The sequence below is a fragment of the Thalassotalea sp. G20_0 genome (genome assembly GCF_017744175.1).
GTDB lineage: Bacteria > Pseudomonadota > Gammaproteobacteria > Pseudomonadales > Endozoicomonadaceae > Endozoicomonas.
On record NZ_JAGHQV010000168.1, the window covers coordinates 1 to 1,932 of the forward strand.

Annotated in this window: 1 protein-coding gene; it reads right to left on the minus strand. The window is 54.7% G+C overall.

Annotated features, from left to right (window positions below; all coding sequences use genetic code 11):
- A partial coding sequence (locus J7438_RS25280) for a hypothetical protein (RefSeq protein WP_209278813.1) occupies nt 1–1,917 on the minus strand: 1,917 nt, incomplete at its 3' end.
- Nucleotides 1,918–1,932: the final 15 nt, after the last annotated feature.

Consider the following 1,932-nt stretch of genomic DNA (forward strand, 5'->3'; position numbering starts at 1 on the left):
TGGCTGTGCCATCGTAAATGGTCCAAAAGGCGGACCGTCCAAGGTTATGGTTTTCCCTGATACTGTGATCTTGACCGGTGCCGACGTGACGGTTGACGGTGCTATCGCTGCGGACGATGTTGCAGAATAAGCTGTTTCGGAAACAGGTATCTCGGTAGACAGCCCCATTGTTGTGGACAATGGCGCAGAAGAAGCCGGTTCTGAAACAAGTATGGGGGTTGATGCCCTGACTCCGGTTTCCCTGCTTGCTGCCGTCGTGGCGGCCGATGGTGCCACTGTCGTGGTCAATGGTGCAGAAGCAGACGCTCTGGAAGAGGTCATGGTGGTTCCTGGTATTGTGGGTACGGTTACCCTGAACGGTGGTGAGGTAACGGTTGGCTGTGCCATCGTAGATGGTTCAAAAGTCGAAACGGGCAAGGTTATGTTACTTCCTGATACACTGCTCACGGTTTCCTCGACCGGTGTCGACTTGACGGTTGACGGTGTTATCGCTGGGGACAATGTCGCAGAAGAAGAAGCCAGGTTGGTCTCATTTATCTCGGTAGACAGCGCCACAGTTGTGGACGAAGCCGGTTTTGAAACAAGTATGGTGGTTGATGCCCCGGCTCCGGTTTCACTGCCTGCTGCCGTCGTGGCGGCCGATGGTGCCACTGTCGTGGTCAATGGTTCAGGACAAGGCCGGTCGGGAAAGGGTATGTCGGATGCCCTGGGCAGGGTTTCGACGGAGAAGAAATCACTGCTGAAATTGCTCGACATGCCTAACTGGTCAAGATACTCGTGGTCGGGTTGGCAATCCGGAAGCAAGAGCGGATGGGCGACAGGCTCACACACATCATCCAGCGGACAGACACCAGGAGTCTCAGATAGCACATTGTTAAGAGTGGTGTTGCAAACCCGGGTATTACTGCTGACGGTACGGGCCTTTGCATCTAAACCCAGGGCTTCGATCCTGGAATCAACCGCCGTGGTATTGGTAACGGTACCATCCTTACCCCTACGAAACCGCCCTGCCCCAATACCAGCATTTGCCTGAGGGCCGGTCGTTTTGACATTACTGTTCACTGCCAGGGTGTTGGCAGCGGTTGCACCCTTTCTAACGTATCCTGTGCCGATAGCTGCATGGGCATCAACACCGGAAGTTTCAACCGTGCAATTCACCGCTGTGCTCCAGTCAACGGTGCCATCATCAGAGGCAGTTCCGGCTCCGATGCCTGCATATCCATATTCATCTTGGGTTTCGACCGTGCAGTCCAACGCTGTGGTGCGTGCAACGACGCTGCTACCTTCAACAGATCCCGCTCCGATACCGGCATTGGCCCCCACACCACGATTGAAAGAATTGAAGGTTTCGACGTTGCAGTTCACTGCCGTCGTATCGGTAACATTGCCATTAACGACTTTACCAGCCCCGATACCGGCAAGTCCCTCTTCACCTGTGGTTTTTAGCTCGCAGTTTAACACTTTGGTATCAGCCACACGGCCATTTCGAACAGCCCCGGCTCCGATGCCCGCTTTGCTATTTTTACCGACGGTGCTGGCCTTACAGTTTACTGCTTTGGTATCGGTCACAGTGCCATCAGCAACATTCCCCGCGCCAATACCGACATCGGCATTTTCCCCCGATGTTTCGACGCGACAATTCTTCTCTGCCACGGTATTAGTAACAGTAGTGCTCTTCCTAACCTGCCCACCTCCGATACCCGCGCTGGCAGCTCTACCGGCGGTTTCCACCGTGCAGTTCACCGCTGTGGTGCCTGTCACGGTGCCACCGTAAAACCGTCCCCCGCCGATGCCGGCAACGCTTTTATCTCCAGATGTTGTCACTGTGCTGTTCATTGCCGTGGTGTCAGTAACATCGGTCTTGATAGACTTTCCCCCGCCAATACCCGCTTCGCCAAAAATACCAGAAGTTTCCACCGTGCAGTACAGTGC